General features: G+C 73.4%; 7 protein-coding genes. 5 read left to right on the forward strand and 2 right to left on the reverse strand.

Features of this window, described 5'->3' with window-relative positions; all coding sequences use genetic code 11:
* The first annotated feature begins 1 nt into the window (after position 1).
* Genes ACFW0G_RS12920 through ACFW0G_RS12940 form a run of 5 tightly spaced genes read left to right on the forward strand, consistent with a single transcriptional unit; the run spans position 2 to position 7,253 of the window.
* Positions 2-193 (forward strand): type VII secretion protein EccB, encoded by a 192-nt coding sequence (locus ACFW0G_RS12920; RefSeq protein ID WP_378325254.1) that lies wholly within the window; start codon positions 2-4, stop codon positions 191-193.
* Between the two features lie 18 nt (positions 194-211).
* Complete coding sequence (locus ACFW0G_RS12925; RefSeq protein WP_378325255.1) at positions 212-2,599, forward strand: hypothetical protein; 2,388 nt, start codon at positions 212-214, stop codon at positions 2,597-2,599.
* Positions 2,596-5,781 carry a right-handed parallel beta-helix repeat-containing protein gene (locus ACFW0G_RS12930; protein WP_378325257.1) on the forward strand — a complete coding sequence of 1,062 codons (3,186 nt, stop codon included), beginning with the start codon at positions 2,596-2,598 and terminating at the stop codon, positions 5,779-5,781. The genes ACFW0G_RS12925 and ACFW0G_RS12930 overlap by 4 nt, the downstream gene beginning before the upstream one ends.
* Before the next feature lie 11 nt (positions 5,782-5,792).
* Entirely contained in the window at positions 5,793-6,161 is a 369-nt protein-coding gene (locus tag ACFW0G_RS12935) for a YbaB/EbfC family nucleoid-associated protein (RefSeq protein WP_378325258.1), read from the forward strand.
* 6 nt (positions 6,162-6,167) lie between these two features.
* On the forward strand, positions 6,168-7,253 hold the full coding sequence (locus ACFW0G_RS12940; RefSeq protein ID WP_378325259.1) for a hypothetical protein: 1,086 nt from the start codon (positions 6,168-6,170) through the stop codon (positions 7,251-7,253).
* Between the two features lie 115 nt (positions 7,254-7,368).
* Here ACFW0G_RS12940 and ACFW0G_RS12945 read toward each other — a convergent pair whose 3' ends face one another.
* A complete protein-coding gene (locus ACFW0G_RS12945) occupies positions 7,369-7,854 on the reverse strand; it encodes a type VII secretion system-associated protein (RefSeq protein ID WP_378325260.1) in 486 nt (161 codons plus the stop codon).
* Entirely contained in the window at positions 7,851-25,820 is a 17,970-nt protein-coding gene (locus ACFW0G_RS12950; protein WP_378325261.1) for a toxin glutamine deamidase domain-containing protein, read from the reverse strand. The genes ACFW0G_RS12945 and ACFW0G_RS12950 overlap by 4 nt, the downstream gene beginning before the upstream one ends.
* Positions 25,821-25,940: the final 120 nt, after the last annotated feature.

Here is a 25,940-nt window from a genome sequence, read left to right on the forward strand (position 1 = left end):
GGTGCAGACACAAAAGGACCACGTCGACGCGTACGCGTTCTTGATCGCGCGGATGAGCGCGGCTCTGGTGACCGCGGACGACGCGTTCCGCGAGGAGCCCGCGCGCCGCGCGTGGAAGGGCCTGCTGATCGGTGCCGCGCTCGCGGTGCTCGGCGGGCTCGGGTTCTTCGTGTTCGGGTTGTTCGTCAAGTGAACGGGGAGGGAGGACGAGATGGCCGGTCCGACTCGGCGGCGCGGTGAGGGCGAGCTGGAGCTGACGCGCCGGACGCTCGGTAACGCGATGGTGGTGCACCGGCCGGGTGTCCTGTCCGGGCACGCGCAGAACCTCGCGCTGGCGGTGGCCGAGGACCCCGAGCACGACCTGGTGCTCGTGGACCTCCCGCCCGGGATGCCGGTCACCGTCTGGGATTCGGTCGCCGGGGTGCTGCCCCGCGGCCGCCGGGGCGTGCGGCTGGTCATCAGCGGCCGCACCAGGGAGGCCGCCGCGCTGGCCGGGCAGTTGCTGTCGGAGCGCCTTGGCCGCCCGGTGATCGCGCCCGACGGCGCGGTGATCCCTGGCGACGGCGGATCGTTGTTCGTCGACGCGGGCCGGGGCACCAGCTGGGTCCGCTTCGAGCGTGGCCGCTCGCCCCGCAGTGTCGGTAAACGCTTTCCCGTGCCGCAGTGGGAATCCGTGGCCACCTCGGAACTGGTCCCGACCAGTTCCCGTGGCGTTGCCGAACCCGTGCCCGGTGGGATGTGGGTCCGTGTCACCGGGTCCGAACGGCAGCAGCAGGCGCACCGGGCCCGGCTCGTCGCGACCGTGCCGGTGCGGCCGGACGCGCTCACGATCGTCCTCGGCTCGCCCGGCGACCCGCCGGTGTCGCTCGACGACGTCGCCCGGCTGTGGGTGCGGCTGCCCGACACGGTTCAGGCCCGGACCCGCTTCGTGCGGTTCGGCCCGGTGTCCGTCCCGGCGGGCAAGGACGTCGGGCAGGCGCTGGCCGAGTTGCTCGGCCAGGAGGTCACCTTCTACACCGGAATGCCGGTCGGTACCGGTGCGGCCGCCTACACCGTCACTGTGCTGCCCGACGGCGCGCCGGGCTGGCTGCCCTTCGTGTACGAGGAGCGCTACAGCCCGTCCGGGGGCACACCGGGGGCCGTCACCTACCGGGCGCCGGTGGCGGGACTGCCCGAGGTGGCCCCGGCGACCTACTGGTACGCCCCCGACGCCGTGGTGGAGGTCGTGCGGTCCGGCTTGGTCGTGAGACCCCCGGGCGAGACGGCGGACACCGCCGCCGCACGCGCCGCCGCCTTCGACCCGGCCGTGCTCGCGGTGACCTTCGAGGGCGCCGGGGCGGTCGGGGAGCGGATGCGCGGGCTGGCGCGGGACCTCGTCGACCGGCTCGACCCTGCCTCCCGCCGGACCGCGCGGCTGTCGCCGTCGTCGGTGCTGAACGGGGAGCGCGTGCACGCCCCGGCGGCGGGGGCGGCGCTCGCGCAGCTCAGCGATGCCGACGCGGATGCCGTGGCCGAAACCACCGCGGGGGAGCGCGGCACGAAGCCCGCCATCCCTGTCCTGGCCGTCGAACCGGCCACGGTGCGGGCGCCCTTCCCGGTCGTGACAGAGAGCCGGGTGACCGAGTCCGCGGTGCCGGGCCCGGCCTCGATCACCGAAACCCTGGAACCGCACGCGGTGACGCCCGTGGCCGCGGAACCGTCCGTCCCGCCCGCGACGCCCGCCGTCCCGGAACCGGTCTCGCCGCCCGCCCCGAAGCTGCCGAAGCCTTCGCAGCCACCGCTTCAGGTCACGCTTCAGCAGACGCCGCGGGCGGAGGCGTCGGCGTTGCTGCCCTCGCGCGGGGTGGAGGAGGAACGCGAGTGGCTGCGTAAATCACTCGGCGCGGAGTACGGCGTGCTGTCCAACTCGGTGGCCCGCGTCCTCACCCAGCACCCGGGGTTCCAAGGTGAGATGTCCCGGTCTTCGGCGGACGTGCTGACCGACGCCGTCGCGGTCCGGATCTACCTGTCCGAGCGCGGCGCCGCCATCGACGAGGGGTTGCGCGGCGGCGGCGTCGGCGCGCACGTGCCGGTGGCGCGGTGCGTGGTCGCCGGGCTGAGCCGCCTGCCCTCACACCGGGGACCGGCGACGTTCGCGGTTTCGCCGTCGCCCGCGCACTGGGCCCTCTACCGGTCGCGCCGGGTCGTCACCGAATGGGGTTTCCTGGGCGCGCTGACCGGTCCGGCGGCCGACCTGCCGGGGCAGACCGACGTGTGGGTCTGGTCGATGACCGCGCGCCGGACCCGCCTGCTGGAGACCGGCGAGATCACCGATCGGGTGTTGTTCGTGCCGGGCACCAGTTTCAAGGTGCTGGAACTGTCCGAACCGGACGGGACGGCGCGTGGCCGGATCATGTTGCGCGAGGTGACCGCGAGCGAGGTCGGCGAGTCCGGCCGGCTCGTCGAGGGAGCGGAGGAGCTTGACGAGCTCGCGCTGTCGTCGTTGCGCCGCGAGGTCGGCAAGTGGGCGGAGAAGGCCGCCCCGCGCCGCGTCGGCGGCGAGGACGCCGCTCGCTTCGGCACGTTGCCAGGACTGGTCGTGGAGAAGGGGGAGCGATGAACCGGCAGCTGCTGATCGTGTCCGGCGACCAGCCGGGGGCCTATCCGACGATCGGCGCCGCGCTCGCCGCCGCGGGCGACGGCGCCACCATCACCGTCCACCCGGGACGGTACGAGGAGAACCTGGTCGTCTCCCGTCTGGTCACCCTGGTCGCACAGGACGGTGACGGGTCGGTCGAGGTGCACGCGCGGACCGGGACCGTCCTCACCGTGGACGCGGAATCCTTGCAGGTCAACGGGTTCGTGCTGACTGCGGACGACACGCAGGTCGCCGCCGTGGACGTGGTCCGCGGCGAGGCCGCCTTCGACGGCTGCGCCGTGCACGGTGCTTCGTGGACCGCGCTGATCGCCCGCGCGTCCGGATCGCTGGCCATGCGCGGGTGCCGCGTCACCAACCCCGGCGGCGCCGGCATCGTGATCGCCTCCCCGGCACAGAGCACGATCGAGGACACCGAGATCAGCGATACGGCGTCCTCCGGCGTCGTCATCGCCGAGCAGGGCGCGGCCCGGATCCGCCGCTGCTCCGCGGACGGCGTGCGGGGCAACGGGATCTGCGTCAACGGGCAGGGCACGGTCGTCGTCGAGGACTGCGACATCCGGGGCGCGGCCAAGCCGGCCATGGTGGTCGAGCACCAGGGGCGGGCCACCGTCACCCGGCTCCGGGTGCGGGACAGCGAGAACGTCGACCTCTACCTGAACAGCCAGGGCGAGGTCACGATCGCGGACTCCGAGTTCACCGGCGCGCCGGCCCAGTCCGCGCACATCGCCGCGGGAAGCCCGGTGCTGCGCCGATGTGTGTTCAGCGGTGCGGAGCGCAACGCCGTGCAGATCACCTCGGGCGCGCGGCCGGTGCTCGCCGAATGCACCGTGCTCGGCGCGCAGGTGGGCGTCCTCGTCGACGGTGGTGCCACGCCGGAACTGCGGAAGCTGACCCTCAACGAGACCAGCCGGATCGCGCTGGAGGTCACCGCGAACGCGCGGGTCCAGGTCGCCGGCCTGCGGCTCACCCCCGCCGGCGGCCAGGCCGTGGTCGTGTCCGGGCACAGCAAACTCGCGGTGACCGACGCCGGTGTGCACTCGGGTGCCGCGGCCGCCGTCACCGCGACGCAGGCATCGAGCGTGACGATCACCGACGTCGAGTTCACCACGACCGCCGAGGCGGCGGTCGACCTGCGGGACGCACCGGCGTCCACGGTGGCCTCCGCGGTCCTGCGCGGCGGGGGAATCCGGGCCAGCGGCGGCGAAATCGACATCCGCGACACGGATTTCACCGGCACCGCGGGCGACGCGATCGTGCTCACCACGGACGCGTTCGGCGGAATCACGCGCTGCCGTGTGCAGGGTGCCGGCGGACACGGGGTCGTGGTGGAGGGCGGGGCGCGCGCGAGGGTACGTCAGTTCGAGACGCGGGATCTGGGTGGCGAGCCGGTGCGCGAGTCGGGTGGTGCGGCGACGGTCGAGGACCTGGTGCACGCCGAAGCGCCGGCCGCGGCACCGGAACCCGTGCCCCGCGCCGAACCCGAGCCGCAGGGCGGTGCCGACGCGCTGACCGGGCCGCTGGCCGAACTGCACTCGCTGGTCGGCCTCTCGGACGTCAAGAAAGAGGTCACCGCCCTGATCAACCTGATCAAGATGGGCGAGGCGCGCAGGAAGATGGGCCTGCCGATGCCGCCGATGAGCAGGCACCTGGTGTTCGCGGGCCCGCCGGGTACGGGCAAGACGACGGTCGCGCGGCTCTACGGCACCGTGCTGGCCGAGCTGGGCATCCTGGAGAAGGGACATATGGTCGAGGTCGCGCGCCAGGACCTCGTCGGCCAGTACATCGGGTCCACGGCCATCAAGACGACCGAGGTGGTCACCAAGGCGCTCGGCGGCGTCCTGTTCATCGACGAGGCCTACACCCTGTCGGCGGGATCCGGCGGGTCCGGGCCGGACTTCGGCCAGGAGGCCATCGACGCGCTGATGAAGATCATGGAGGACCGCCGCGACGAGTTCGTGGTGATCGTGGCGGGCTACTCCGAGCAGATGGAACGGTTCCTGGAATCCAACCCCGGCCTGGCGTCGCGGTTCACGCGGACCGTCGAGTTCCCCAACTACAGCGTCGGCGAACTGGTCACGATCACCACCGGCCTGTGCGCCAAGCACTACTACGAGCTCACCGACGACGGCCTCGCGGCGGTGCGCGACTACTACGAGCGGGTGCCGAAGAACGACACGTTCGGCAACGGCCGTGTGGCGCGCAAGCTGTTCGAGGCGATGGTGAACAACCAGGCCTCCCGGCTCGCGGTGGCGCCGCCCGCCAAGGAGACCGAGATGAACCGGCTGACGGCGCAGGACCTGCGGCCCGAGCTGGAGAAGCTGGGCACGGTGGCGCCGGTCGCCGCGGTGGGCGACGACCCGGCGGGCGCGGTGCGGGCGAGCGAGGGCTGGCGCAGGTTGGACGGCTTGTCCGGGCAGCGCGAGGTGCGTGGCGCGATCGGCAGGGCCCTGGTGCACCTGGGCGAGCTGAAGCGGTCGCGGCAACCGTGGGGACAGCAGGCGGGCGTCGCGATCACCGGCGCGCACGGCAGCGGCCGCAGCGAGTTCGCACGGCTCTACGCGCGGGCGCTCGCGGAACTGGATCTGGTGCGGACCGGGCAGGTGGTGCGGGTGTCGCTGGCGCCGGACCTGCTGCCACGGTGGCCGGGGCAGGCCGAAAGCCTCGCGGCCACGGCGTTCGCGGACGCCGCGGGCGGGGTGCTGGTGGTCGGCCTGGACGGTGACTGGCGTGCCGAACCGCACGGCCCGGTGGCGGAGGCGCTGGACGCGCTGGCCGCCGAGGCCCGGCGGTCTTCCGGTGATCCCGTGCTGGTGTTGCTGGGGGACCCGCGGCGGGTGCGGGATGCGCTCGACCGCACGCCGGGATTGCGTGGCGAGGTCACGCAGAACTGGGCGCTGACCGGATACAGCGCCGACGAACTGGCGGAGGTCGCCGTGCGGTTCCTCGTGCGGGCCGGGCACGAGGTGCCGCCCGAGGTGCGGGACGCGCTCGCCGGGCAGCTGGCGTCGGTGCCGGATCGGACGATCCGCGCCGCCCACGAGGTGGCGCGGCGGCTGTCGTCGTCGGCGGCGTCGCGCACGCTCGCGGCGGCGGATCTGGCCGGGCGGTCGGCGGTCGGGCAGGGCCTGGCGTCGGTCGGGTGAAAGGAGCGGAGATGACGGACGATCTGCGGAAGATGGCCGAAGAGGCGCTGGCCCAATACCACCGGTCCCTCGACGAGGCCGCGAAGCGCGAGGAGGAGCGGCGGGCCGTGACGGCGACCGGGACCGCGCCGCGGCGGGTGGTGACGGTGACCGTGGGAGCGGGCGGCCGGGTGGCCGACCTCAAGTTCCCGACGAACCAGTACAAGAGCCTCCCTCCGGCGGAGCTGGCTTCGGTGATCCTCAAGACGATCGAGGAGGCGGCGGCGAAGCTGCCCGCCGACTCACCGGGGTTTTCGGTGCGGGAACTGGCCGCCGGTTCGGTGGACGTGCGGTCGTTGTTCGGCGGGTCCTCTTTGGACGATCTGCTCGGCGGGAAGTGAGGCGCGATGGCGGAGAACTGGGTCGACCCGGAGCGGATGGCCAAGAGCGCGGACGGGTTCGACACGCAGGCTGACGACATCTGGAAGCTCGCCCAGCGGGCGCGTGAGCTGGGCGACCCGGAGCGTGTCCGTGCGGCGGCGGGCGACGACCCGGACGGGCACAAGTTCGGGAAGACGCACCTCGAGCTGGCCGGCCAGGTGTTCGACGGCATCGACCTGTGGGGCAAGTCGGTCAAGGCGACCGGAGACGGCATCCGGGCGGCCGCGCACACCTACACGAAAGCCGAGGACAACGCGACCGAAGCGGCCGCGAGACTGCGCCGCGCGGGTTCCGGCGGTGGTGTTGCCGCCGGTGGCGGTGCGGCCGGGGGTGGCGCCGGTTCGGTGCCGGCGACGGCCCGTATCAAGGCGCACTCCGGCCCGAAAACGCTGGCGGCTTCCGGCGGTACGGCCGAGGCGAGCCTGCGTGTGGCCCCGAACGGTCCGGATCGTCCACTGTGGACGAAAGAAGGCAAGGGCGAGGCTCCGCCGGTGCTGCTGTCCGGACCGGGCAAGGCCGAGGGCGTCCCCGCGTCGGCCAGGATGGCCGCGCGCGGGGGCCCGCATGGTGCGGGTGGCGCGGTCCTGCCGGGGGAGCCGTTGAAACCGGTGGACGGTCCCCCGGTGCTGGTGGGCAAGCCGGGACCCGCTGAGGCGGGTTTGCCGTTGGGTGGTCTGGCTGGTCCGGTGCCCCCGGGTGCGCCGTTGGTGCCGGTGGATGGCGATGGCGCGGCCGAGCCGAGTCAGCCGTTTGTGTCCGGGCACGATGGCCCGCATGGTCCATTGTGGAAGCACGATGGTGCGGGCGATGGCCCGCCGGTGTTGCTGGGCGGGGCGGTGCCGCCGGGAGCGCCCTTGACACCGGTGGAGGACGGCGGCGGTACGGCCGAGGCGAGTCTGCCACTGGGCGGGCCGGCTGGTCCGGTGCCACCGGGAGCACCGTTGGTGCCGGTGGAGAATCCTGATGGCCCGACCGGGCCGCACGCGCACGACGACCTGATCGCCCCCTCCGCGTCCACGGGCACGCACACCTTCGCCGAGCGAGAAGACTGACCGTCAGATCCTCGTCGCCGGCGAGACGAAAGAAAACGACGCGCGGCTCACGGAGATGAGCCGCGCGTCGTCGTCGATACCGGAAGTCCTTACCTCCGCCGAAAGAACGGGCATCTCACCAGGACAGGGCCGTCCGCGCCAGCCGCATCGAGTGGCGCGCGCCCGGATTGACCAGGACGTCGACGCCGAGCTCCGCGAGCAGCGCGACCAGCTCGTCCGCACCGAGCACCCGCCATCGCCCGGTGCGCACCCGCGCGCGGTGTTCGGCGGCGGTGGTCACCAGCAGCGAGGGGACCCCGTCCGGCGCGGGTGCCACGACCGGACGGCCGTCCCCGTCCAGCGCCACCCCGTAGGTTCCGGCGCGGATCACCGCGAGCAGCGCCGCGGCGTCGAGCTCGCCCGTGATCCGCAGCGCCGCGTCCACCGGGTCGGTGGGGGACGCCGCGCTCGCGGGGTCGTAGTCCGGGTTGGGCAGGAATTCGCCGCGGTACCCGTCCGCGCCGGTCAGCCACGCGCCCACCACCGCGTGGGGCGGCACGCTCCCCGCCGCCGGCCGGCCGGGATCGACGAGGAACACCCACTGGTCCCGGATCTCGTTCATCGCCCACTCCTCGGAATCCGTTGCGGCGGCAGCCATATCTCCACGAGCACACCGGACGCCGTGGTCTTCAGGCGGTCCGCGCCGCCTCGCACGGTGTCCAGCAGACCCTCCGCGTCGATCGCCGTGCCGGGGGCCAATGTGGACAGCCGGGCCCGGATCAGCCGGAGCAGCTCCTCGTGCACCACGTGGGCCCGGCCGAGCGCGATCCGGTTGCCGGACAACATGCTGTGGCTGACACCGTGGATACGCGCGACCGGCAGGGGCAGCCCGTCGGCCCGGCGTTCCAGAGCCGCCTCCGCGACCCAGTGCGCGACGCGGCCCAGCGCCCCCGGATCGGCCACCTCCGCCCGCCCGCGCACGAAGGGGATCGTCGCCTGGTGGGCGACCGTGTCGCCGACCTGCCACGGGCTCCGGTGCGGGAAGAGGTAGCCGGGAACCAGTTCCGCGGGACGGGTCACCGTGCTCTCGTGCCACTGTCCCTTGCCGGTGACGACGTAGCGGTCCCTGGCGAACTCCGGCATCGCGACGACGGCCCACTCACCCCGGGGGGTACGGCGCAGGTCGGTGACGGAGCGGAACGTCTGCGCGTGGACGTCCGCCAGCCGGGACATCGCGGCGTCGATCGTGGTCGAAGCCCAGGGCGACCGGCCGGCGGAGGCGACGACCCCACCCACGTCGAGCGCGTTGCCCGCCGAGTGTGCCACGGCCTCGGAGACGGCTCGGTGCGCGATGACCAGCGACCGGAACGCCGGTTCGTCCTGCCCCTGCACGATGCGGTTGCGTGCCTCGTCCACCGTTTCGTGCTGGCCGAGGAGACCGATGAGCCGGCGGCGTCTCACCACCTCACTGTCCACTGTGGCCCATCGGCCGCCCGACCAGATGGCCAGGTAACCGGTCAGCCCGCCGCGTTCGTCCGCGTCGCTTGCCACGTCGATGTTCTGCGAGGCGGCGTGGACCGGGAGGTCGAATCCGTTTTCCGCCATGTCCTCGTAGAACTGGAAGGCCAGCATGTCGCTGTTCATCCCGGGCAGTGCCTGGCAGCCCACGAGAGTGAAGGACGTGGGGTGCTCGCCCCGCCCGCCGAACGCCCTGCGGAACGCGTCCGACCGCCGCACCAGCTTCGCGAAGTCCACGCCGTCGAGGGTCAGCTCCTCGCCCGAGGACGTGTAGACGGCGGCATGGCGGGCGAGCGAATGGAGCACCAGGTAGAAGGTCCGTCCACCGGCACGGAGGTGCGGCGCGTCGACCATGGCGTAGGCGTTCTCGAACAGCTCCCGGGACGTCATCCGCGCGCCGGTGCGGCTGTCGATGTCGAGCAGGAGCGTGCGGTCGCGGCCGGCGGCGGCGAACCACCGCGCGTCCTGCGCCAGCCCGGCGGCGTCCTTGGGGTACAGGAGCCCTTCCACCACGCCGCCGCGTTCCAGGGTGTGGCTCAGGTGGTTCGGACCGCCCGGCCCTTCGAGGCCGGGCATGGTGAAGCCGGGACTGCTGCGCTCGACCCAGGCGCCCGGCTCGGGGCGGCCGCCGGTGTCCCGGTCGAAGTCGCCGTCGTGCTCGGTACGCGCGTGGCCGGTCACGGTCACCCACGTGCCGGAGCCACCGGTGTCCACGATCGCGCGGCCTTCGACGAGCCCGAACCGCACCGGCCCCCGTGGCGCGGTCAGCGCGAACCGGGGGAACCGTGTGCGCACCTCCCCGGCGACCGCGTCGGCGACGGAGAAACCGGTGTCGCACGCGAGCAGTGTCGCGCGGGAGTCGTCCACCAGGTCCAGGTCGAGCAGGATGCGCCCGAAGGTTTCCGGGTGCACGGCCAGCACCTGGCCGTCGACCGACACATCGAGGGCGTCGGCACGGCCGTGGACGTCGAGCACCCGCCCGCCGCGGTCGCCCGCCGCGGCGAGGAACGGTTCCAGCACGCGCGAGTGGTCGGCGACGAACGTGGCGCCGAGGACTTCGCCGCCGGGGGAGCGGACCTCCCGCGTCCAGACCCGGTTCGAGGTGAACCACCGCGTGTGGCCGTCCTGGGCCGTGCCAGGGTGCCGCGGCGCACCGGCCGGTTCGGGGCCGGTCCCGGTGCGGCCGAGCTGGAAGCCGTGCAGCGTCGCGCCAGGGAAGTGGCCGGCGATCTGGTCTCGCACCGCGACGGGGACGTCCACGCCGTGCCCGGCGATGTCCGACACCCTGGCCGGGTCGCCGAGCGTGTCGGCGAACTCGTCGATCACCACCTGCCAGGCGGCGTCGCGCCCGCGCCGCGGCAGGGCGGCCAGGCCCTGTGCGACGGCGGGCAGGTACAGCACGCCCGATCGGGCTCGCAGTTCCCGGTGCAGGGCGGTGACGGTGGCCAGCACCGCGGTGGGCGTGTCGCGCGCCGGACGCACGCTCGTGCCGATGGTCTCCGCCAGGCCCAGCTCCTGCGCACGCCGGGTGACGCCGGCGTCGGCGCGGGGCCGCGCGTACTGGTCGCCGAGGGTCGTGAGCAGTGCGGTGATCCCGTTGGAGCCGGCCGGTGCGGCGAGCACACCGCCGTCCCCGGCCCCTGCCGTCTCGTCCTCGCCGTCCGCCGCGAGCCGCGCGATCTCCGCGGGGTCGCCGGTGAACGCGTCGCCGAAGTGGATCCCGCCGAACCGGGCGACGATCTCGGCACCGGCCAGCTGCGGCGCCGCCGCCGACCGCCGGGCGCGCTCGATCCGGAACGCCGCGTCGTTGGTCATCGGCGCCCCGGCGTGGAAGATCTCGTCCAGGGACACCAACCTGACCCCGCTGTCCCTGGCCCACGAGGCCAGCCCGGCCGGTACGCGGCCGCGCGCGTGGCCGGTCCAGAGCACGACCTCCAAGCCGGTCCCGGCGAGCCTGCGCAGGGTGTCCAGGTGGCCTGGCTCGGGGTCCCCGGACGAGGTCGTGTGCACCAGGCGTGGGAACTCGCCGCCGACCTCACCCGGCGTCAGCCGGGCGGGGTCGAGGTCCCGTACCGTCGGGGTGTCCGGCCGCGTCAGGTCGAGAGCGCGGAAGAACGCCGCGCGGCGGTCGGCGGGCAGCCTCGCGTAGTCGTAGCCGCTGAGGAACTCCGGAGCGGGGCGCGGCCGCCGCAGGCCGTAGGGGTCCGGGCCGCCGAGTTCGTCGGCCACGGGGTCCGGCACGCGGCGGTCGCGCACCCTCAGGAGCAGGTGGTCCGGGTCGCCGTCGTCGAGGAAGCCCGGACGGGCGGCGCCATAGCGCTCGTCCGTGGCGCGCGGGTGGTGGCCGGTCAGTTCCATCACCACCTGGCGTCCCTCGTCACGGGAGAAGCCGCTGCCACGGGCGGAGCGGCTTTCCACGGTCAGCGGGACCAGCCGCTCCGCCAGCGCGGGGTCGCCACCGAGGCCGTCGAGGTTCCGGCGGACGGCACTCACCAGGTGGGCACGAACGGCCAGCGCGCGCACCACGCCGGTCGTTTCGCCCCGCCCCCGGCCGAAGCGGCTGCCGTTGCCGTGGCCGACGAGGCGGATCCGCGGTTCCGTGCCCGGATCGTCCACAGAGGACTCGGCGAGGTGTCGGGCCAGCAGCTCCATCTCCAGCGTCGGTACGACGTCGCCTTCCCCGGACTTTCCCTCGCCGAAGGTGTAGGACGTGGTGGTCAGCCGGTGCGGCGGGGACGCGGTCCCCGCACCCTGGTGGACCGTGATCGGCGTGTGCGCGACCTCCCCGTCCACCACCGGGGTTCCGGTGGCCGCGTACAACTCCCGCACCTGCGGCGGCACGTGCACCGTTCGCCACGGGCCGCCCGGCCCCAGCCGGTACATGTCCCGCACGTGGCGCACGCCGGGGAAGGCGGGGTCTCCGGACAGCGCCTGGAAGGCCGCGCGCCACACGATGTCGGGCCGCTCGTGCCAGCGGGTCAGCCGTTCCGCCGCCGTCAGGTCCAGGACGTTCCCCCGTACCAGGCCGTCCCGGACCGACCGGACCAGTTCCAGCGTGTGGTAGCGGTCGTTCACCGGCACCAGACCGTCACCGCGCTGCTCGTCCTGGTAGTGCCAGTCCAGCTGCGCAGCCCGTGCCAGCTCCTCGACGACGGCCTGGTCCTGTTCGGCGTTCGGGCTGCCCAGGATCGTCCAATGGCCACCGGCTTCGACTTCGACCTTCGGCGTGCCGCTCGTCTCGGACCCCAGGACGGTCACGGTGTTCTCGGTCGAACCGTAGACGTTGACCGGGAAACCGAGCGTCGTCATCTCCTGGTGGAAGTCGTACGCCGCGCCGCCACGGCGGCCGATGTTGCAGGAGATGAGGCTGACCGACCGGACACCCCGCTCGTAGGCGGCGCGGAAATCGCGGTTGGCGGTGACCATGGCGGCCAGCACGCGGCCGCTGAGCGAAACGAAGTCGCCGCCCTCCCGCCTGCGCACGATGAAGCCGGTGCCCCGCGCGTACCTGCCGTCGGCGTCCATCACGACGGAGCCGTGGATCTGCAGGAAGAACGTCCCGGCGGGGTCGTCGGACCACGGTGCCCGCGCGTACAGCGCGCGGCCGTCCTCCGGCGCGTCGGCGGATTCCCGGAGGCCACTGACGTCCCCGATGTCCCCGCGGGAGAACCCGAGATACCAGGACAGGTACGCGGCGCCGTCGTCGTCGGTGTCGTACTGGACGCCGGAGTACCTTCCGTGACGGGGCCACCGCCGCTGCGGCAGGTCGCGCAGCCGGACGAGGATGGGCTCCCATTCGTTGCTGCGCAGATACCGGCTGACGTTCAGGACGGCGAGTTCCCGGTCGTCGTGCAGCGGCTCGTCGCCGGCCTGGCGCCGCAGCCGCCGCCCGGTGCTCCGCTCGGCTCCGTAGACACCGCTGTCCGGGCTGCCCGGCCGGGTTTCGGCGTCCCCGCCGCCGGTGAGCAGGAACCGGTATGCGGCCGTCTCGGGCAGGGACGCGAGCCGTCCCTGCTGCGCGTCCAGGAAGACGATCGAGCCGTCGGGGCGGTGGATAGCGTTGAACACATGCCCGGAGCCCTCCTCCGGCCCGGCGGCGCGGAACACGATGCCGTGCGCGCCGGGGCCGGCGGCGACGAGCCGTTCGACGATTTCCCCGGGATGCCGGACCGGCACCGCTGGGGCGCCGAAGTGGTCCTCCAGCAGGCTCCGGGGGCGCGGCCCGGGTGTGGGAGCAGGCTCGAAGCGGCGGCCGGCCAGCATCTCCACGACACCGACGCTGACGTTGACGCAGTTCTCCAGGTAGCCCGGCTCGCCGTCGCCGAACCGCCGCGCGTTGAGCGCGAGGAAGTCCCCGTAGTGCTGGTGCACGAAGGCGCGCGCGGCCAGCGAATCCGCCGGGTACCTCTCCTGCCAGTACACGCGCCGGTCAACGGGAAAGGCCCAGTCCGGGGCCGCGGTCGCCGTGCCATCTTCCTCCGCCAGGTCGAGGATCTCCCGCTGGACCGAGTCCTCCGTCACGACGGGGCGCGCGCTCTGGTCCGGCACATGTCCGAAGCGGGCCAGGCTGGTCTCGTGTGTCCGTACGCCGGTGGGCCGCGGGCCGCCGGGATCCGCGGTGACCACGACGATCCCGGCCTGCCGCCGCTGCTCGCTGGTCAGACCGGCGACCCTGCCGCGGGAGACGGCGTTGATCTCGATGCCGGGCCCGGGCAGTGCCATCCCGTGCAGGCGTTCCTCGACGAGGTCCCACAACAGGCTTTCGAGCCGTGACGCGCGCTGCTGCCCGGTGGTCGTGGCGCTCGTGGCGCGATCGCCCGTCCGGGATCCGTTGCCGTAGCCGGTGATCTCGACGGTGACGGCCCTCCCGGCGAGGGCCGCGCCGACCACCTCGTCGGCGACGCGCCGCAGGCCCGGGAGCTGATCGGCGTCCGGTTCGGTGCTGCCCCTGCCGAAGGTGACTGCTTCTTCCAGCGTCGTGTGGATCGACGGGCCGGTGTCCTGCTCGGTCCAGAGCAGGACACCCCGACGCGCCTCGGGTGCGGCGGAGGCGCGCGGTCCGTCCGGGTGCGCGGACGTCCCGTCGCCGCGTGAGGACACCCGCAGTTCGACGCGGTCCCGCGGAATGCCTTGGGCTGTCAGGACTTCTTCGAGTTCCGGCGTGAGCAGGTCGCGGACCGCCCCGGCGCGCCGCAGGCCCACCTGGCGCGCGCCCTCGCTCCGGAAGCCGCCGTTGCCGCCGCCCTCCAGGTGGATCACCATCCTGGAGCCGGTGTCCCGGAGCCGCGTGGCCACCGCGGTGGCGAACCGGGTCAGCTGCTGTGTGTGCTCCGGCGCGATGTCGCGGCTGCCTTCGCCGAAGGAGATGCGGACCGGCGCGATGGGACCCGCGGCCGTTTCGCCGCGGAACACCCGCCAGTCGCCGTTCCACACCTTCACGGTGCCGCCACCGATACCCACCACGTCCGTGGCCGCGATCACCGGGGCGTGGTAGCCGTGTTCGGCGAGGGTGCGCTGGAAGTCGTACGCCGTGCCACCGGGCCCGGCGTGCCGGGCGGTGCTGCAGGCCAGGAGCACGTAGGCACTGGGACCGTTCCCGTCGCGATGTGCCTGGGCGAACTCGTCGGTGCCCATGAAGGCCAGTGCCAGTCCGGTGCCGTTGACCCGCGTGATGCCGCTGTTCGTCGCGATCGCGGAGTTGTGCCCGACGACGAAGAACGGCGCCGGCCCGGCGATTTCGGGCCGCCACGGGACAGGGACCGGGGTGTCGGTGTAGCCATCCGGCGGCGCCGGGTCACCCCAGGAGGCCTCCCTGCGGTACACGCGCTGGACGCCGCCGCTGCTCAGGAGCCGCTCCGCGTTCAGGAGGTCGGTACCCCTGATGCCCAGCGCCATCCCGGACGGCTCGCCGGCGCGGCCGGGCAGTGGCTGGCTCGCGGTCGAGGCGACATCGATCAGCCGGGTGGGGTTGGCGGGATCGGTCCGGACCTGGCCGTCCTCGCCGATCGTCGCGCCGAGGTGGCCGACGATCCGGACCGCAGCCGGGACACCGGCCCGGTGCGCCCTGCCGTCGCGGTACTCCAGCCAGTGCCCGCCGGGCCTGGTGAAGACGACCGGTACCCGGTTCGCGCGGTCGAACGTGATCAGGGTCGAGACACGACCGTCGTAGGCGTGGACGGCTCCTACCCGGCGTGACTGGGAACCGATCGTCGCGGCGAACGTCGCGATCGGGCCGCCGTCGCCCTCCTCGGTGACCGAGGTGGTGAGCAGCACGACCGGGCGGGTACCGGATCCGAAGCCGTCACGGAAAGCGGGCGAACGCAGCACGACGCGCGCGAGTGTCCGCGCGTCGAGGCGCAGTTCGCGGCCCTGCTCGTCGACCACGGGGAACAGTCCGTCCCGCAGGTCGTCGGCGGTGCGATCCGGGAGCACCACGAAGAACGGGGTCGCGTCGGCCCAGGGGGGTGTGTGCCCGGAGAAGGCGTGGCCGGTCATCGCGGCCACGGGGTCGGTCTGCCCGGGATCGAGGACGTACAGTTCCGTGCCCGCCCAGCCGTCGCCGGTCAGGCCGGCCGCGTCCCGGAACAACTCGTCCGGGAAGCGGTGCGCGCCGGGATCGGCGAAGTCGACCCCGGCCTGCGTCCCGTCGAACCCCTGCACCGTGGTGGACCGCACCCGGTCCGGCGCGAACTCGCGCGCGGTGCCGTTGCTGTCCAAGCCGGTCGCCGGAGCGCGGCGGAGCCGGCTGAAGGTCCGGTCACCACCGTAGAGATCGGCGGCGGTGTCCGGGAATTCCCGCAGTCGCGCCGGAGAGGTCTCGGCCGGTGCCGGGACCTCGGTCGCGGAGTCGCGCATCTGCCGGAAGAGCGCCTCCAGCGCCCGGGGGCGCGACGACGCCTCGTCGACCAGCGCCTGGGCCGCGCGGCTGTCGCGGACGGTGTCCCGGAGATACCGCAGCCGCCCGGCGAGCCAGCGTTCGGCGATGTCCGGGACGATCGCGCGCAGGCTGCGGCCGGCCTGGTGGCGCGACACACGCTCGAGGTGCGCGAGGAACCGCGGGTCGAAGTCGATCTCCGGATGGGCTTCCACCAGGCTCATCAGGCGTGCGCCGGTCCGCCGGACCGACACGTCGGGGTAGTTCTCGCCGTGCTCGTCCCACCAGTCGCCGGGTTCGATGTCGAGCAGGCCGTCGAGGGAGTCGTGGTGGATCGCGTCGACCAGGGGCGCCAGCAGCGCGTCCCGCGCCGCCGGCTCGTCACCGGAGTCCGTGTCGTCCCCGTGGGGGACTTCCGGCGCGGGCTCGGCCGGGATCGCCGGCGTCGCCTCGATTTCGAGCAGGACGTGCGGGTCGCCGTCGGCGGGCAGGCGCACCGTCCCCACCGGGAGCCGGGTGCGGTCGGCGAGGTCGCCGCTGCCGGGGATCGCGAGGTCCAGCCGTCGCTGGATCTCCACGCGCACGTCGTTCTCCAACCGCTCGATCGCGCCGCGGGACACGCCGCCCACGACGGTGATCCGGACAGCCGGTGGCGCGAGGCCCACTCGGGAGCGGTCGAGCAGCCGCGACGCGTACCGGGACGCGAACGAGCTCGCCGCGAGCGGATCGCGCGGCGCGCCGCGGTCGAAGGTGACCACGGCGGGCCGGTCCGGTCCGGCCGTGAAATCGGCGGGGAAGACGGACCGTGGCGCCGGGTGGTCTCCCACCGCGCGGGCGATCACGCCGCCCAGGCCGGTGAACGGTCCCGGATCGCCGAGCACCGCGTCGTGCAGACCACGCGCGAACGTGACGCAGTTCTGGTTCCGCCAGAAGTACGGCCGGTTCTGCACCGTCCTGATGAAGGCGAGACCGCGCTCGAGGTCCCGGACCGTGACCGAGGCGGGCACCGCCGTCGTGGCGACCTCGCCGCGGTCCGGGCTGCGGATCACCCCGTCCTGTTCGCTTCGCGCACGACTGCTGTCCGACGGCCAGAATCCGACGGAAAAGCGCCGCCCGAACCGCGGGCCGTCCGGGTTCGGGCCGCCGATCGGCAGCCGGACCTCGACCCACGCGTGGCCGAACCGCGTCGAAACGCCCTCCATCCGGGTGGGTTTGACCAGCACCCGGAATTCGACGTCGCCTCCCGTGTGGGAGCGTGCCCCGGCCAGCGCCCGTTCGAGCTGGTCCAGGTCGTAGCTCAGAGCCGGGTGCGTCGCGGCCGTCCGGCGGCCGGTGAGACCGGCCGCGGGTTCCGCGCCCACCGCGCGTAGCGCCTGGCCGAGATGCGGGCCGAGGTCGGCGAAGAGATCCGCCCCCGGGTACATCGCGCGGTAGACCTCGGCCAGCCGCACCAGGGACAGCGTGTCGTGCTCGATCCCGGCGACGGCCGACCACGCCGCCCGCGATCCGTCCCGTCCGGCGATCCGGTGCACCGCGGCCGCGATCTCCCGCACGTCCGGGAAGTCGACGCCGAGGTACCCGGCCAGCCCGGTCCGCCTGCCGTCCTGATGACCGACGATGGCCGCGAGAGCGGCCGGGCGGTCGCGGATCTGGTTCAGCGTCCGCACCGCCTCGTACCGGGTGTCCGCGGACCAGGCGAGGTGCAGCACCCGGCGGCCGAGCCACCACCCGGCGACGTCCGGGGCCACCTCGTCGAGCCGGGATCCCGTCCGCCGGGCGAGTTCGGCCAGCAGCGCGGGGTCGTACCCCGCCTCGGCGAAGTTCTCCAGTTCCGCGTACAGCTCGTCCCGGGCCGCGGGCAGGGAGCGGAACAGCCGGTCCACCGTGTCTCGGTGTTCGTCGGTCACCGGCGTCGCGGCCAGCGCGCCGAGCGATCCGTGGTCGATGGCGTCCGCCAGTGCCGCCACGGCCGCGCGGTGCGGTTCGGTGGTCAGGACGGCGGTTTCCCGGTGCTCGGTGTCCGCCGGGGCGGCCCAGACGGCCACCCGGCGGCGCCGTTCGCGCTGGGTGCCGGGCGCGGGGGCGAACGGGCCTGCGGAGGCGGTGTCCCCGCGACTGCTGACCTGGATGTCCACTGTGGACGATGGCAGTCCGTGCCGCGCCAGTTCCTCGTCGAGCATCGGCCGCAGGACGTCGCGAACGGCCTCGGCCCGCATCCGCCCGGTCCGCTCCGCGCCGCGGCTGATGCTGCCGCCGTTGCCGCCGCCTTCGACGTGCACCACCAGCGGATCGCGGACGGCTTCGGCCAGCTCCGCCGCGAACGCGCGCAGGCCGGGGTGCTGATCGCGCCGCACGGCCGTCCCGCGCTCGGCGAAGGCGACCTCCACCGCTTCGGGCAGCGGAGCGCGCGGCTCGCCGGGATCGCTCTCCGGCGAAGGCGGATCGGAGGCGTCCTCTTCGGTCTCCTCCAGGATGGTGTCGAGGTGCCGCTCCGGCGTGGCGGGCGGGACCGGGTCGACCGCGCGGCCCTTTCCCTTGCCGTCGCCCGCTTCGGCCTCGGTGCGGAGTGCGAGTGCGTCGGCGAACCGCTCCCGGGCCTGATCTTCCAGCAGATCGTAGGTCTGTTCGAGGTCGTCGGCCGTGGCGCGCCGGGGACCGAGGTGACGCAGCTCGATCGGGAGCAACGGCATCGGCAGGCGCGGGGCGCCGTGCTCGTCCGGGTTGGTGTCGAGGGCGGGGAACGAGGAGCGGATGCCGAGCGCTTCCCGCTGCGTGACCCGGCGGGCCGGGTCGTCCCGGAACGCGGTGGCCAGATAATCGCCGAAGGTGGCATCCGTGCGTTCGGGGTCGTGGGGCCAGCGCATCGGCAGCCGCTGGTCCAGGCCCGGCTTGGCGGCGGTCTTCGTGTAGTGGTCCTCGCTCACCCGCTGGAGAAACCGCTCGGCGAGGTGGCCGGACTGCTCGTCGAGCACCTGCCGCACCCGGGTGCTCAGGCCGGCGCGGACCCCGTCGAGGTGGACGCGGAGGGAGATCGCGGCGAAGTTCTTGGTCAGGCTGTCCGGCGCCATCGTGCGCTGGGCCAGCGCGGCGAACTGGCTGTAGACCGCGGCGAGGTAACCCGCGAGCGTGACCCGGTCCTCCGGAGAGGCGCCGGGGAGCAGCTGTCCGGTCAGCTCGTCGCCGAGTTCGAGGCCGTCTTCCAGGTGATTGCGTGCCGCGATCACCACGGGGCTGTCGTCCCGCATGGTGACGGCGGTGAATCCGAGGAACTCCCGCAGGCCCGCCAGCGGGACGCCGACCGTGAAGTGCAGGTACAGCTCGTCCGTCGCGCGCCGGCCGCCCTTGCGCAGCCGCACGTCGTCGGCCAGCGGGTCCAGCTGGAAGGGCGGGCCGTCGAACAGCAGGCTCAGCGGCGTGTTGTCGCGCGCCCGCGCCAGCCGCCGCAGGGCGTCGGTGATCGCCGCCATCGTCTCCGACCTCGTCCGGCGGCTGTCGTCGCCCGGCACCGCGGCGATCGGCTTGGTCACCAGCTCGATCACCGGCTCGCCCACGGCGTCGAGCACGAGCTGGTAGTCCGGCGCGTCCACCAGGAAATCGACGTCGTCGGGCTCGACGTCGCGCGGCAGGCGGACCGGATAGCCGTGCAGCTCCGCCTCGAACCCGATCGCGCCCGCCAGCATCCGCAACCGTTCGCCGGTGAGCAACCGCGGCGCGAGATCCTGTGCCAGCGCGACGATTCCCACCTCCGGATCCGCGGTGGCCGCCAGCCGCGCGGCCTCCTCGACCGTCACCTCGTAGGCCGCCGGGTCGCCGACGCGCACCAGATCGCGGATGCGGGTGTTGAGCTCGGCGGCCAGATGCGTGGCGTCGACCGGCGCCCGGCGCTGGGCGATGACCACGGCACCCCCCTCGCGCAGGCGATAGGGGTCGTCCCCGGCCGGCCTGCCGTCCAGGACGACCGACCAGAGATCGCCGTGCCTGCGGAGTGCCCAGGTGTAGCCCACGAAACCGGTGGCGTGGGTCGTCCAGCTCAGCGAGGTGCCGAGGTCGTGCTGGTCGTCGCGCTGGTCGAGGACGCGGATCTTGCCGTCGGAGCCCACCGTGCCCCGCCGCAGCACGTCGAACTGACCGCCGAGGCCGGTGACCACCCTCATCGGCCGGTGGCCGGAACGCATCGCCGGTATCCGGTGGACGCCCGGTTCCAGATGCTCCACGGTCACCGCGAGATCGCGGTAGTCGGCGTAGGTGAAGAACCGGACGCCGTCGATTTCGACGATTCCCCGCGCGTCGGCCACGACCCCGGCCTGGGGCTGCCTCGCCACGTCGTCCGCACGGGGACGCTGCTCCACGACGAGGACGCCTCGGTCCCGCAGGCCATAGGCGTCGTGCCGGAGCTCGGCGGGCGGGCCGGTCACGACGAGGGTCCACAGGTCATCGTGCTCACGGACTTCCCAGGAGTAACCCACCAGACCGGTCGGCAGGACGGCGGTCCAGTTGATCGGGTCCTCGCTGCCGTCCGGCCGGGACCGGCCCTGGTGGAAGATGTCGGCGCGCCCCTTCCCGGTGACGGTCCCGCTGCGCCGCACCCGGTGGTTCCCGCCGAGATCAAGGGAAATCACCTTGTTGCCGCTGCGGCCGGCGTTCGGGAACTCGAAGGTGTTCGCGCCCTGCCGCACGACCTTGACCGAGCGGTTCGCGTAGTTCTTGACCAGTACCCGCGTCCCGTTGACGGTGACGGTGCCCAGGTCGTCGCCGGGGAACACCCGGGTCCGCTGGGCGCCGAACGCGGACGGGTCCGGCACGGCGGCCGGAGCGGGGGCGGCGTCCCGGGCCGGGGCGGTGGCGAGGTAGCGGGCGGGACGGCCCGGCTGGTCGATCTGCACGACGTGCACCCGCTGCCGCGGATAGCCGGGTGTGGTCTCCGTCGTGCCGCGCACCTGGACGACGGTGGTCCGGCTGGTGCGGTGGATGTCGAGGTCGAGGTGGTAGAGGTTGGCCATGACCTGGGCCAGCAGACCGCCGGCTTCCCCGAAACCGGATCCGGGCTGCCGGAGCTCGGCGATGATCCGCTGGACGCGTTCCGGAGTGTGGTGGGCTTCGCGGAAGTAGCGCGGGGCCGGCTGCGCGGCGTCGTCGGCGAGCGCCTCGGCCAGTTGGAGGCGCATCTGGTGCGGGTGCAGCGGACCGTCGCCCGCGGGGGCGCCCAGCCGCGCGCTGAGGGCGACGGCACGCAGGAAGCTGTCGCCGTCGTCGTCGACGTGGACCCACCCCAGGCCGTGCACCCCCAGGGTGTCCTCGATCACCCGGGGAACCGTGTAGGTGTTCTGCATCGTGTCGGCGAGTGTCACGAAGACCTGTGAGCCGGTCTCGGTCACTGACGGCTCCGGCACGATCTCGCGCCGCACGAGGTCGAGCAATGCCGCCCTGCCGATGGTGACCTCGTCGAACACGCCCGCGCGCCTGCTGAGCGCGTCCGCGACCATGCCCAGGAGCTGCTCGTGCACGAACGCCGATTCGTGCAGGCCACCGGTGATGACGGCCTGTCGCGCCACGGACAGGTCGCCGTCGGCGACGGTGGTCCCGGCGGCGATGTCGAGGGCCAGCGTGCGCAGGTTGAACGCGTCGTACCCCGGCATCTCGTAGGCACCGGTGAACGGGTCTTCGGTGACCTCGAACCGCTGGCCGCGCTCGGGTTGCCGTGGTGGTGCGCCGGCGGGCACTCGCGGTCGTAGTTCGCGGCCCCCGGTGCGGACGGCGTGGGCGATGTTGCCGGCGAGTTCGTCGAGGGTGGCAGGCTGATAGGACCCGCCGGTGTCCTGGAGGTGCAGGTGGTGATCCAGTTCGGCGCGGTCGAGATGCTCGTCCGCGGGGAGCCGCTGGTTCACCGACAGCAGGAGGTGGTCGAGGAACTGCTGGTCGCGGTGCTCCGGCCCGGTGCCACTGACCGGTGCGGGCACGATGGTCACGCGGACCCGGTGGCTCGGCTCGTGGGCCCTGATCCCGGTGTCTTCGACGGCGGCGACGTCGATCCTCGGCTCGTCCGCGAACCGCCTGGCCAGCGAAAGAACCTCGTCGCGCAGGGCCTGGTCGATGCTGCGCCCGGCGACCTCGACGCGCACCCGGCCGTGACGACCGGCATTGCTCAGCGCGGATGTCGCCGCGGCGACGGTCGACTGCACGACGTCGCGGGAAAGGAAGTTCTGCATCGAGAAGCGGCGCCGGAAAACCTCGGACGGCGCTGGGGAACCGGTGTCCACATGGGACGGTCCAGCGGTGCCGAGGCGGTGCAGTACCCAGTCCGCGACCGCGCCCGGCGGACCGGGTGCCGGATCCGGCCGCCCGGCGAGAAGAGCTCGCAGTTCCGGGAGCGTCAGCCGGTCCCGGCGCCGCTCGCCGAGGACCGTGTTGACCCGGCTCAGCACCGAGTTCTCGAACGCCGCGGTGCCGTGGAGCGCGCTGAGCGTGGGCATCGCTTCCCGGGGAACACGCACGCGCGCACGTGTGGGGGCGCTGGTGGTCCGGGCCCGGGGCGCCGGCGCCGAGTCGCGGACATCGGTGGTGGACGCCGAAGTCAGCCGTCGCAGGGCCTGCTCGGTGACCCACAGCATGACCCGGCGCCGCTGGTCCCGGCTCCCGTTGCCGGGGGGCGCGTGGGGGCTGGCGGAGGGGCCGTCGCCGCGTGACCGGTGGTCGACACGCACGAAGTCGCGGGGGATCCCCCGTTGGTCCAGCTGGGGCCCCAGCAACGACTCCAGCGCCTCGGACACGCTGCGCGCCCGGTCGGTTCCGACCGTCTGCGCGCCCCGGCTGCTGCGGCCCCCGTTCCCGCCGCCTTCGGCGACGACCACGAGACCCGGCGATCCGGTCAACGCTGCCCGGCCGGCCCGTTGCCCGACGTAGGCGGCGAAATCGGCCAGTGCGTCGCCGGCCCGCGGCTGGTAGGTGTGCGCCCCCGAGGCGAAATCCACTTCCGCGGCCGGTCCGGCGGTGGGGGCCGGGGTGAGCCGGTACGCCTTCTCGGCCGCCTCGTTCGCTTCCTCGGTATGGACGTCGACGGTGTCGAAGTGGTCCCGGACGAAGTTCCGTGCCGAGGCCGGGGGAAAGGCGCGGATCTCGACCGGGATCAGCGGGCGCGGGAGCCGGCCGTCGTTGGTGTCCGGGGTGGGGAACGTCGTGCCGACGTGGAGTGCTTCGGCCTGGCCGATCGCCCGGGGCGGGGCGGCGAGGAGCCCGCTGTCGAGGTAGTCGCCGACGGTGAAGGGACCGCGCTCGCCCCAGGACAGGACGTCCGGTCCGTGTCCCTGCGAGTTGGGCGCGGCCAGGAAGGGCTGCCGGCGCAGGTGGCGGACGATCTGCTCCCGGATCCACGGGGCTTCGGCGTCGAGGAATTCCCGGACGGCCGCCGGGAGCGCGTTCCGGTAGCCGGGCATGTCCACCCGGGACAGGACGACGGCGAGGAGCTTGGGGTAGTAGTCGCGCCTCCTGTCCGGTGGGTGGTGCCCGATGGCTTCGGCCAGTGCCGACACCTGGACGTGAAGCAGCGTGAGGTAGCCGGCGAGGGCCTGCACTTCGGCGTCCGTGGCGAGCGCGTCCACCGCGCTGCGATGTCCCGAGCCGGGTCGCAGCCCGGCGAAGTGGTCGGCCACGGCCGCGCCGACCTGGAGACCGAGTTCGAGCGTCCGCACCGATTCGGAGTCTTCGTGCATGAGTCCGGTGTGGATCGCCCGGAGGAAGCCGAACATCCCGGCAGGCGGGATCCCCGTGGTCAGCTGCAGGGCCAGCCCGCCCCTGCCCAGGACCGGGCCCAGGGTGGCGTGGGTGAACGGCTCGTTGACGTGGTAGCCCTCGTGTGCCGGGAACAGGTCCGTCAGGAGGGTCCCCTCGGGGCTGTGCTCCAGCTTCCGGATCGCGGTTTCGACCCTGCTCAGGGTTTGCGCCGGGTCGAGGCGGCCGGTGTCGCCGGGCAGAGTCGCGATGGGTTTGGTGACGATCTCGAAGATCGGCTCGTTGCCCACCTTGTCGATCACGATGTCGAAGTAGTCGGAAGTCACCATGGTGCCGACGTACTCGATGCCCTCCACCCGGCGCCGGTTCTCCAGTTCGATGCCGATGGCGCCGCCGCGCACGCGGGGCCGTAGCTCACGCCCCTGGGTGCGGACGGCGTGGGCGATGTTGCCGGCGAGTTCTTCGACGTTCCTGGGGACGACGGTCTGGCCGGCGTCCTGCCGCGCGATCTGTATGTCCAATGTGGACGGATCGAGGTGGTCGCCGGCGGTGAGCCGGGAGTTGACCGCGGCGAGCAGGTCGTTGCGGAAACGGTCGTCGCGGTACCGCGGGTCGGTGGCCGTGACCGGTTTCGCTTCGGAGGCGGGCTCGTGGGGCGCCGGTTCGGCGGGGACGGTCGGCGGCGCCGCTGTGTCGGTGGACAACTCGGCCGGGCGCCGCGGGGTGGTCTCGGTACGCGCGGAGGTGGCGGGGCCGGGCGGTGTGGTTGGTGTGGCGGCCGGTGCGGTGCGGGAGGTGGTGATGGAGGCGGGGCGCGCGGAGTTCGTCGCGGGGCGGAGGGCGCTTTCGGTGCGGGACGGTGTGGCCGCGGTGGTGTTCGTGGCGGCGTCCGGTCGTTCGGTGGCAGGGGAGTGCGCTGTCTCGCCAATGGGGTGCGGCGAGGTGGTGGTGCTCTGGACCGGTGTGGTCGTGGTGAGGGCTGGCCCAGGACGGGCGGTGGCGGTCGCGGTAGGGGGAGTCGTGGCCGGGTTGGTGGTTGCAGGTGCGGGGTTCGGGGTCACGGCTGGGGATGCCGTGGCTGTCGTGATCGTGGCGTTGGTGGGTGGTGCGACGGTGGAATTCGTGGCCGGGGCTGCGGGATGGGCGGTCGGCGTCGTCGACGGCGCGGCAGCGGGACTCGCGGCCGGGACCGGGGACGGCGCGACGGCAGGGGGCCTCGCCGCGGTGGGGCTCGGGGCCGCGGTGAAAGTGGGGGCAGGTGGTGCGACGGGAGTCGCGGCCGCGGCGGGGGTCGAGGCGGCCGGTGCCGGGGTGGCGGGACTCGTGGTGGCCGGAGTCGCCGTGCCGGGAGTGGCTGTTCCCGGGCGGGGAGCAGCTGTGGCCGGACCGGGTGCGGCGGTGGGTGCGAGGCCGGAGGTCGCCGGGGTTGCCGCGCCGGAGGTGGGCGCGGCCTGCGGGGGCCCCGGGACCGGCTGGGGGATGGCCGGTCCCGGGGCGGGGATGCCGCTCGCCGGCGGTGGCGTCTCGTCCGGCGAGGCGGTCGGGCTGGAGGGCGGCGGGGTGCCTTGGGGGCCTTCGGTGCTGGAGGGCGGCGCCGGCACGTCGATGTCGATGTCGGGGGTTTTCGGTGTGGCGTGGGGTGCCAGGTGATGGCCGAACTGGTGTGCCTTGTGGGTCACGGCGCCGGAGAAGGCACCGCCGAGCACCGAGAAGCCCAGCCCGGCCGCGTCACCGCCCAGCGGCAGCGAAGCGAGGCCGACCGCGAGTTCCGTGGTGGCCTCGACGAGCACCGCGCCGGCGGTGGAGGCGGCCAGCTTGGGTTTGTACTTGGCGACGTAGTGCTGCAGGCCGTGGGCGAAGGCACCGGCTCCGGCGCCCATACCGACGGCCATGCCGAGGGATTTGCCGTCGATACCGTGGCGGTGGCCCTGGATGATCTGGATCAGCTGGCCCAGGATGTCCTGCACGCCTTCTTCGACGGCCTCCCGCGCGGCGGACACCACGGCCGCCTTCATCGCGGAGCCTTTGATCATGTTCTCCAGCACCCGGAATCGGACCAGCGCGACCAGGGCCGGAAACGTCGCGGCGAACCAGGGTTCCAAGATCGCTTGGGCGATCTCGGCCGCCAGCCACGCCGTGGCGATGATCATCGAGAGCTTGTTCGATTCGATGGCCAGTGCCTGCGCCCGCAGTGTGGCGGCTTGTTCCCGCGCCATGCCGACGAAGTCCTGGTCGAACTTGCCCAGCTCGTAACCGGCGCGGAAGAAGTTCCTCCCTACCGCGCCACCGACGCCGTTGGCGACGTCCGCGCCCAGCTTCGGCAGCGCGAGGCCGGAACCGGCGAGCTGATCGCCGAAGGCTTCCCACTCGTCCGCGAGGGCGCGCAGGGCGTCTTCGTCTCCGCGCGGCCACAGACCACCGAAGACCGGTACCAGGAGCCAAGCCAGCTCCTTCGGCATCTCCAACGACACCCGAACACCCCCTCCCGGACAAGCCACCGCACCGGAAACGCTCCTCTCCCGACGTCCACAGCCCGTATACGAACGGTCGACGGCGAAAGCGCCGTCCTTGCGCGCGTGCTCGCCGTCCGG

It is taken from the genome of Amycolatopsis sp. NPDC058986 (assembly GCF_042741125.1).
In the GTDB taxonomy this organism is placed as follows: domain Bacteria; phylum Actinomycetota; class Actinomycetes; order Mycobacteriales; family Pseudonocardiaceae; genus Amycolatopsis.